Genomic DNA, 9,258 nt, shown 5'->3' with positions numbered 1-9,258 from the left:
GGGACGCAGTGTCACACGAGCGCGACGTCTTTACGTAAGCAGCATGCTTACCACCGTAGCAAGGACCCAAGCCTGACGGTGCACATGAAATGTGCCGTCTCCCACACCTTTTCGTTCCCCGACCTAAGCCCGGGACGCAGTGTCACACGAGCGCGACGTCTTTACGTAAGCAGATCAGCAAACTTCCGTTCAAGCGACCGACCCCAGATACGGGGCAGTGTACAAGGATGTACACTGCCGCCAATGCGCCAAGGATGGCGCTTTTGGCGGGTATCCCGCACCCCATAGCCAGGAGCTTGAACGGTTAGTTTGCTCTGCGTCGTAAGCACCGAGCGCTGTGTGACACAAGTCCCTCACACAAGTACCCTTCTTGCTAAATCTACCAAAGACGCATCCACTATTGTTCCAGCTCCGCGCTGAATCAAATTAAGAGCTTCACCTGAACTCATCGCTAAACGATAGGGTCGATTCTCCGTCAGGGCTGCATAAATATCAGAAACCGTCATCAGCCGAGCCCCCATATCAATATCCTTCTCTGCCAGGGCGAAGGGATACCCTTTGCCATCGAGCCGTTCATGGTGGTGCGACGCCCACTCCACCATCCGAGTTGGGAAGCCTGCCTCCGTTAATAAACGATGTGTATAGTAGGTATGAGTTCGAATAACCTCAATTTCAAACGGATCCAATGCCCCTGGTTTATCAAGAATTTTCTTAGGTATCGCAAGTTTTCCTAGGTCATGGAGCAAGCCTGCGATATAGATTTCGTGAACCCGATCTTTTTCCCAATCGAGCGCTCCAGCTAATTGCCTTACAGTTTTGGCAACTGACCGGGAATGATTAGCCGTAAATTTACTTTTTTGGTCAATCAGATCAGCAAACGTGTCGGCTATGTCTTCAGCAAAACTAATTTCTGTTTCACGCGATGCCGAAAGTTGCCACTGTCCAAATAAGAGACCTAAGGAAATTTGAAGCAAATCCGTTTGTTCAAGATCTAACCAGAACGCTTCTTTCTGAGCAACCTCTTTAAAGGCAGCGGCAACTTCAGGATAAAATAACGACCCACTTTCCAGAGAGACCCATGTTAAAATCTCATCTCGCTCTCGACGATTAGATAATCTTCGCTTCAATCGAAGATCAATCTGATCTGCTAAAGACAAAATACGCGCCATTAACGGGACCTCTTCAGATGATATACCCAAGGCACTAAACTCGGGATTTGGAGTTTCATGGTGGTATTTGATCGCTGGAGCAAGAATTTCCCCCGAAGGAAAACGCTCGACCATCTCTGCTCCCACTAGGCAATGTTCTTGTAAGATACGAGGATCTCCGTTATAGGCTTGAAAGCAACCAAGCGCGCCAATATCGTGTACTAGCCCAGCTACTGTTACCTGGACCAGTGATTTTTTACTAAGCTTAAGGCTCCTGCCCAAACGCATTGCGATATAGGCAACGCGTTCCCCGTGTCGTTGCCCTAAGGCAAATTGTAAACTATTTTCGATTTCTTCATCCACCAAACCGAGATCAAGCGCACGGGAGAAGCTCCACATCCGACGGATGTAAAAGGCATCTTCTGTCATAATCCACTCCTTAATTTTACGTGTTCCGAATTTCCCAATACCTTATTTTTCTGATGTTTTCTAAAAACAACGGATGCAAGTCACGAACCGTTCCCGACTTGAATCCGACTTAAACTATCTTGCAGAGGTGCACATGAAATGTGCCGTCTCCCAAACCATCCGTTCCTAGACCCAAGCCCGGGACGCAGTGTCACACGAGCGCGACGTCTTTACGTAAGCAGATTAGCAAACTCCAAGCATGCATGCAGCCGTCCTTAAGTGCAAGCCAAGGACGGCCCCCTACTTGCATGCATACTACGTCTAGGACCCAAACCAGACGGTGCACATGAAATGTGCCGTCTCCCACACCTTTTCGTTCCCCGACCTAAGCCCGGGACGCAGTGTCACACGAGCGCGACGTCTTTACGTAAGCAGATTAGCAAACTTCCGTTCAAGCGACCGACCCCACATACGGGGCAGTGTACAAGGATGTACACTGCCGCCAATGCGCCAAGGATGGCGCTTTTGGCACGATAGTCTCCAGTGGAGATTATCGCCGTAGGCGCATTCTTTAAAATAATACTAACGCCAAAGGATGAACCCCGCTCCCGCTTTAAGAGCTTGAACGGTTAGTTTGCTCTGCGTCGTAAGCACCGAGCGCTGTGTGACACAAGTCCCCCACATGTCCCCTCCCTAATTCCGCAAACCCATTTGGGCTAATGAGGTTGCCGAGTTGGCTACATCCTCAGATGCTGCCCCGATCTGACCTGCAGTCATGGATAAGGCATCAATCTGTTGGGCAATTCCCTGAACCTGTTGGATACTGGCATTAATCGCAGACATAATCTCACCAAAACGGTTCACCACTTCCTCAGCCTCAGCAGCAGCACCGTGCATAGCCTCAGTCGTTTGAGCGATCGATTGGTTCACAGCGACGGTATTCTGCTTCGTAATCGTAATTAATTCACTGATCTCTTTAACGGACTGTTCTGAGTGGTTGGCGAGCTTTTTCACTTCCTCCGCGACAACTCCGAAACCTCGACCGCTGTCTCCAGCTCGTGCTGCCTCAATGGCGGCATTGAGCGCTAAGAGATTAGTTTGCGAAGCGATTTCCTTGATCACATCAGTGACAGAAGCAATCCGTGCTGAGCTTCTATCCAGTTCGGTCATTTTACTCTGCATCTCAGAGGTCATAGTTGCTAATCGCAAAATCGTTTCTGAAATCATTTGAATCTTCCGAGCACCCTCTTGAGCCAATGAATCGACTTGACGAGAAAATTCGGCTGCTTCAGAGGCATTAGTTGAAATCTGAGTAGTCGCCTCATTCATCTCCGCCGCAGATGCTGCCGTTTGTTCAGAAGTTGCCGCTAACGCTTGACTTGCTTCGCTAACGCTTCGTTGCAAACTATCAATTTCGTCTAAGGCTTTTTCTAATTCAGCCTTTTTGTCTATTTCGACCATATAGGATTGAATATAACTTGCCATAACAACCTGTTGATCAAAACTTAAAATTCTTTGAAGAGCTGAGCTGGCATAGATGGCTCGATCAACTTTTTTGCGATAATATGTAAAAATCCTCGGCACAATCTCGTCCGAAAGAAACTGATTGGCACTTAAATAATAAAATGGTGGAAGATTAATCCGATTATGCACCTCTCCGATGGTAATGCGCCACTGTATGAATTCTTCATCGATTTTATCTGGGAAGAGTGTTAACAAATATTTCTTCATGGTTACTTTCAACTTCTCGACCGAGGAAAATTGGTCAATGATGGCCTTAAGACCTGGGAAAGCCGTCACATGGTCATAAAATTTCCGAATTATTTCATCTGAATCACGTTCAATTATTAATCTAATTTCTTTAAGTACTGCAAGTTGCTCCGCATCTATCCTCAATAATTGAATAGACTCTTCTATATTAAACTGATGTAATCGCCCCAATACTCTCATCCTCTCTCAACTCAACATTGCTATCCAAACAAAACTAATTTGAAGTTTCTTTATCCTTTTCTGTGACATAGCCTTTTCCCTCTAGCAAAATACCTAAAGCTGTCAGTACCACATTAACGGTACAATAGGAATCGTGTTCATCTGTTGCACAATTATCACAAATACTTAGTACCTCAACGAATGCTTCTTGAAGTTCCATGTTTTTATATCGTTCTTGTATAAGTGGCACACTTCGAAACATATCCAGAATATCCTCAGGAATTTTATCCGTAAATTTTTCCCCGGTCTGAGCAGATAGACTTAGGAATTCTTTGGCCATGAATAATTGACACAACGCAGAACATTTACACCCCTGCGCGCAAGCTTTATCCATCTTTGAGAAAGCCTTATAGGCGCTCAGTTTACTAAATCCTTGTGTTGCCATTTTTCTTACCCCTTTTTACATTTCAATTAAGTTTTACGCATAACCCATTTGGTCGAATTAAGTTGAGCTTAGTTGTTCTTCTACTGCCTGCTTAAAGCGCTCAAATCCCACTTTCTCTATAACATGGTAAAGTCGGGCCCTCATGCCAAGGTCTTCCCCCAATTCCACCGCACTTGCCACATAGGTTTCCAAAATCCGCTTTACTACTGGAACTACTTGTTCTCGGGGGATCCCCTTACGTACTAAAACTCCGTGTTTTGGATTCATTCCCGACTCTGTCCCACCTATCCAAAGCGAATATTTGCCACGTGGTTCCGCCATAAGTCCCAGATCATGGCACTGTACACCCGTGCAGTTACGAGGGCAACCAGAAATTCCGATTTTAAAATCCCAAGGAAGTATGGTAGCGTAAAAGGCTTCATCTAGAATTTTGGCTAGTTCTAAAGTATCTCCACGAGAGTTAGCCGAAAACCCCTTGCCTGGGCAGGCTGAGATATTTCGCACACTTTTATGTAAGTTAGCCACACGAAGTCCTACCTCTTGAAGTTGTTCCAAGGCAGTTGCAACTTTCTCTTTAGGAATCAGAAGGAGAGATGTCATGCGACGGGTGTTTTTGAGGACCCCATCCTCTCCTATAATCTGAGCCAAAACACCCACCTGTTTACCCGTTAAAATTCCACCAGGGGAATTTACAATCATTGCCACCAAACCGTTCGCTTGTTCCGCGATACCCCAGTGGATCCCGCTCTCACATTCTACCGCTTCACCCGTCCATTGGAAGCTAGGATCTCGTTGAAGTTCCGTCATAATCCCTCTCCTCTCGTAACAACAAGAAAAATACTTATCTTGCTATTTCTATAAATATCGGGGGAATCCTGCAATAAAATCGAGGATCTGATATTAATACTTATAAAAACCAAAGGAGAGCCATTCCATGACTCTCCTAAATACTTTTCTGCTATGATTGAACTTTCAATTTTTGCTTATGTTTTCAACCAGCTCGACGACGGGTAACTCTTTGAGGTAATGTTAGAGATCGAGGCTCAGATAAAGATTCTAAGCGTTCCACCGACCCATCCGACAAAACTTCGTAAATTTTTACCACTCCATCTCCGTCTCCCTTCGTCCATTCATGACAACATTCTCTACAGTAATAACGTTCACGGCCAATTCGGCCGACCTCACGCGCTTTACATAACGGGCAATTCATGATCTCGCCAACTCCTATCAGGGTTTCCAGTATTATTATTGTTATTATATCGTAAAAACAAACGGTCTTCTTTAAGAAATTGTGAAACTTTTGTGTTCTTTTTAGGACAATGGGCTGATGGTCCCGAAACTACTGCCCTGCGTTCCAGCGCGCTCTTCATGAAACTTGAGTCCCCACATGCACGCGTCCATGATTTAGCACGCCAAGCAGCTCTTACTTATAGTCAAGGTAACACTGCTCAGACCGAAAGTTTATTGTCCGAGATGTCTCAAGCATCTAAAGAAGTTGTAGGCATCTTAGAAGAATTACAATTGCTGGTTTAATTTAGTCAATTTCATATCCCTGTAAAGAAAACTTGGCTGGCGCCCGAAGACACTGTCTTCGCACGTGTAAGCTTAGCGGAGAAGCCTTGGCGAAGGCGGCTAGTACAAAAAAGGAGCGGCTTGAGTGTTATGAACACAAAAGCCGCTCCTTTTGTATATTTCAAACTAAAAACTTGCCCAAATTTTTATCCAATAGCTATCTGCCACTAATAAGCTCCTAGATAACATCTTCTAAAATTCAGATGAGGAAAAACCCTACCTAATTCAAGAATATTGTTTATACCCTTCTGTACTGCGCTTTCCCTATTTCGTAGAGATTATTTCCCTCATGATCAATAATTACCATGACTGGGAAATCCTTCACAACTAAGCGTCGTACTGCCTCCGGTCCCAGTTCGGGATAGGCAATAACCTCAGCCGAAACAATGCGTTTAGCAATCAGGGCACCTGCTCCACCAATTGCTCCAAAATAGACAGCACCGTGTTTCTGCATGGCTTCGATAACTTCTGGTAAACGAAGCCCTTTGCCGATCATTCCGGTTAACCCTTTGGCGATCAGCTTTGGTGAGTATGCATCCATCCGTCCGCTCGTCGTTGGCCCAGCCGAACCAATCACTTGTCCTTCTTTAGCGGGTGAGGGGCCGACAAAATAGATAATTTGATCGGTCATCTCAAAGGGGAGATCTTGGCCTTGTTCTAGTGCTTCGACCATCTTTTTATGAGCGGCATCGCGCCCAGTGTAAATAACCCCATTGATTAAGACATTATCTCCCGCTTTCAGGCTCTTAAGCTTTTCCTGGGTAAGGGGTGTATCGATGCGGATAGCTTCACCCATTATATTCCTCTCCCTTGCAAGGTGATTTCCTTATGGCGAGTTGCATGGCAACCAATGTTTACTGCAACCGGCATTCCGGCAATGTGTGTGGGATAGACCTCTAGGTTGACGGCAAGAGCGGTAGTAACTCCGCCAAACCCTTGAGGCCCTATACCTAAACGATTCACTCGTTCCAATAATTCTTCCTCAATTTTCGCTAAACGTTCTTCCGGGTTATGTTTCCCGACTTCACGTAGTAAACATTTTTTAGCTAAGAAAGTGGCTTTTTCCATAGTTCCTCCCACGCCCACTCCAACAATAATGGGGGGACAGGGGTTTCCACCCGCTCGATCAACCGTATCCACAACAAATTGCATTGCACCTTCGAGCCCCTCAGAAGGTTTACACATTTTTAAACCACCCATGTTTTCACTGCCGAACCCTTTGGGCGCCACCACTAAATGCAAAGCATCCCCAGGGACAATATCGTAATGGATCACTGATGGCGTATTATCCCCTGTATTGACACGCTCAAAGGGATCCTTGACGACTGATTTGCGTAAATATCCTTTGTCATACCCTCGGCGTACCCCTTCATTGATAGCCTCTGTGAGACCTCCACCGACCACATGCAAATCCTGACCGATTTCTACGAACAGGACTGCCATCCCTGTATCTTGGCACATGGGGACTCTTTCATCGTGCGCAATTTCAGCGTTTTCAATAAGGCGCTCTAAAACCTCCTGGCCTAACGGAGAAGGCTCATCCTTTAATGCCCGTTGAAAGCCAGCCATAATATCCGAGCTAAGGTCATAATTTGCCTCAATACAAAGCTTTTCAACCGCCGCAATAATCTCTTCCACGCGTATTTCCTTCATCTTTTCTATCCCCTCCTTAAAAAGTCTTTGCGCTAATCACGATTTCAGAGAATAATAATACATTTCTGAATATTCCCAATCCCTGTCTCTTATTCTACTCTTCAGACAAGCAAAAGCAAGAGGCAATTCGAGGCATGATGTCGGTTTTCGATCGAACTTAAAGTTCGATTTGAGGGGATATTTACCCCGTTGCCTTATATCCCTGAAGTTTCAACTATGGGATATAAGGCAGTTCAAGGTTTTAACTTAGTAGTCAGATGAAGCAGTTTTTGCATTAGCTGTAGGGGAATACGAGCTGGAACCAGCACTGTTCACTGCCTTGACTTTGTAATAATAAGTGGTATCGGCCCATAGGCCTGTATTTAGATAAATAGTAGTTGTTGTCGTCGCAATTTGGGAATAAGTTCCTGCAGAAGAGGTCGACCCGTAAATATAATAAGAAGTTGCCCCACTGACAGAATCCCAAGTAAGGTTTATTTGGCTGGAACTTACGCTTGTTGCGCTTATATTTCCTGGCGTGGACGGTGTATTAGACCCACCGACAGCTCCATTTGAAGCTCCATTAATTGCGGTTAGAATACTTTCAGGTACAACGGCTATTCCACCAAAGACAACCTTTTTCTTAATACCACCCTTGTTTCTAAAAAAGGCAATGGTTGACGGATCGATAGGATCACTAACTAAGATAACGGGTGAATTGCTTAAAGCAGCTAATGATGACCCAGCCAAAGCATCTGCATAATTTTCGCCTGTTGATACGTAGCAAATGTCAAACTTAAGTTCGTTCTCGAATTCTTTAATAATACTAATGTTGGTTTCATATCTATTGACCCCATTTAGCCGTTTAGGAGAGGGAAGTTGTTTGAAAACCGTATCACTGACCACCCCAGTTCCACCGACAACATAAGTACTCTGTATATTCTTTAATAAATAGGTTTTTACACTGGCAGGCAGAGTGTCCTTAGGGGTAAGAAGGATTGGAATTCCCTTGACTGCTGCAATGGGGGCAATGGACAAAGCATCTGGAAAAGTTTCGCCACTTGCAATGACTGCTTGGCCGAATTGCCCCATAGCTTGGGCAATTTTAACCGATGTTTCGTATTTATCACTTCCCGCAATCCTCGATACTTCTATTCCCATGTTTTTTATGCTTTGCTCAACTACCGATGAAATAACCCCTGTTCCACCGATCAGAATAACTGTTTTTACCCTTAAACGTGTGAGTTGATTCTTTGTCTGTTCGTTCAAGGTATCCTTTGTCGTCAGCAATAATGGAGCATTGTATTTTTGGGCAAGGGGGGAACTACATAAAGCATCCGAAAAATTTTCTCCACTTACGATAATGGCATAATAAGAAGTGGGCCAAGCTTTGGCAACTTCCGCAGAAGTTTCATACATATCGTTTCCTGCTAATCGATCGTACTGAGTTTGTGATGTAGGATTAGAGGGAGCCGTGTTATCTAACCTAACGGTCGTTGCATTAACTATCGATGAAAAAGCGCTTAGTCCAGAACTACTGAGAGCCTGAACTTTATAATAATAGGTAGTGTTTGGTGACAGTCCGGAATCTGAATAATTCGCGGTCGTAATAGTAGCAATATTAGTAAAATTATCAGAAGGCGAGGTTGCCCTGTAAACATAGTAGTAAGTTGCGTTACTTATGGCATTCCAGGTCAGATTTATTTGATTGGTATTAGCTGCGGTAGCTATAAAATTGGTTGGTGCTAATAGCGCACCGTTAACATTAGTTGTCGCATAAGCTATCGAAGAATCTGAGCTCGCGCCGCTACTGTTGACTGCTTGAATTTTGTAATAATAGGTAGTGTTTAGTGTCAAGCTAGAATCAATATAACTTGTGGTTGTTGGCACAGCTACAATGGTGTAAGTTCCAGAATACGAAGTTGCCCTGTAAACATAATAGTAAGTTGCGTTACTTACGGGATTCCAGGTCAGGTTTATTTGATTGGCATTAGCAACCGTTGCTGTAAGACTTGTCGGTACTGACAGACCGCCGTTATTTATGGATGTCGCATAAACTATTGAAGAATCTGAGCTCGCGCCGCTACTGTTGACTGCTTGAACTTTGTAGTAATAGGTAGTGTT

General features: G+C 44.7%; 10 protein-coding genes. 1 reads left to right on the top strand and 9 read right to left on the bottom strand.

The window, feature by feature from the left end; all coding sequences use genetic code 11:
- Window positions 1-161: 161 nt before the first annotated feature.
- The 6 genes from UF75_RS28660 to UF75_RS22945 form a co-directional block, all read right to left on the bottom strand.
- Window positions 162-329, bottom strand: a complete 168-nt coding sequence (locus UF75_RS28660; RefSeq protein ID WP_156146574.1) for a hypothetical protein — start codon at window positions 327-329, stop codon at window positions 162-164.
- Window positions 330-353: 24 nt separating this feature from the next.
- On the bottom strand, window positions 354-1,577 hold the full coding sequence (locus UF75_RS22965; protein WP_045576857.1) for an HD domain-containing phosphohydrolase: 1,224 nt from the start codon (window positions 1,575-1,577) through the stop codon (window positions 354-356).
- A gap of 672 nt (window positions 1,578-2,249) precedes the next feature.
- Window positions 2,250-3,497 carry a globin-coupled sensor protein gene (locus UF75_RS22960; RefSeq protein ID WP_156146573.1) on the bottom strand — a complete coding sequence of 416 codons (1,248 nt, stop codon included), beginning with the start codon at window positions 3,495-3,497 and terminating at the stop codon, window positions 2,250-2,252.
- Between the two features lie 43 nt (window positions 3,498-3,540).
- Window positions 3,541-3,930, bottom strand: coding sequence for a hypothetical protein (locus UF75_RS22955; protein ID WP_045576855.1), 390 nt, complete (start codon window positions 3,928-3,930; stop codon window positions 3,541-3,543).
- A gap of 57 nt (window positions 3,931-3,987) precedes the next feature.
- Window positions 3,988-4,737 carry a nitrite reductase gene (locus UF75_RS22950; RefSeq protein WP_045576854.1) on the bottom strand — a complete coding sequence of 250 codons (750 nt, stop codon included), beginning with the start codon at window positions 4,735-4,737 and terminating at the stop codon, window positions 3,988-3,990.
- A gap of 184 nt (window positions 4,738-4,921) precedes the next feature.
- On the bottom strand, window positions 4,922-5,140 hold the full coding sequence (locus tag UF75_RS22945) for a hypothetical protein (protein WP_045576853.1): 219 nt from the start codon (window positions 5,138-5,140) through the stop codon (window positions 4,922-4,924).
- 158 nt (window positions 5,141-5,298) lie between these two features.
- Here UF75_RS22945 and UF75_RS29435 point away from each other — a divergent pair, with 158 nt between their 5' ends.
- Complete coding sequence (locus UF75_RS29435) at window positions 5,299-5,463, top strand: hypothetical protein (protein ID WP_197079511.1); 165 nt, start codon at window positions 5,299-5,301, stop codon at window positions 5,461-5,463.
- A 277-nt stretch (window positions 5,464-5,740) separates the two neighbouring features.
- On the opposite strand, the gene UF75_RS22935 is transcribed toward UF75_RS29435, so the two are convergent.
- The 3 genes from UF75_RS22935 to UF75_RS22925 form a co-directional block, all read right to left on the bottom strand.
- Window positions 5,741-6,298, bottom strand: a complete 558-nt coding sequence (locus tag UF75_RS22935; protein ID WP_045576851.1) for a Fe-S-containing hydro-lyase — start codon at window positions 6,296-6,298, stop codon at window positions 5,741-5,743.
- Window positions 6,298-7,155: a fumarate hydratase gene (locus tag UF75_RS22930; RefSeq protein ID WP_045576850.1), complete on the bottom strand. Its 858-nt coding sequence runs from the start codon at window positions 7,153-7,155 to the stop codon at window positions 6,298-6,300. Before UF75_RS22930 ends, UF75_RS22935 begins: the two co-directional genes overlap by 1 nt.
- A gap of 246 nt (window positions 7,156-7,401) precedes the next feature.
- The coding region (locus tag UF75_RS22925; RefSeq protein ID WP_045576849.1) for a cell wall-binding repeat-containing protein at window positions 7,402-9,258 on the bottom strand (1,857 nt) is incomplete at its 5' end.

Source organism: Desulfosporosinus sp. I2, from assembly GCF_000960765.1.
Taxonomy (GTDB): domain Bacteria; phylum Bacillota; class Desulfitobacteriia; order Desulfitobacteriales; family Desulfitobacteriaceae; genus Desulfosporosinus.
Note: the sequence above shows the minus strand (reverse complement) of the source record. Positions and strands in the feature narration are given on the sequence as shown.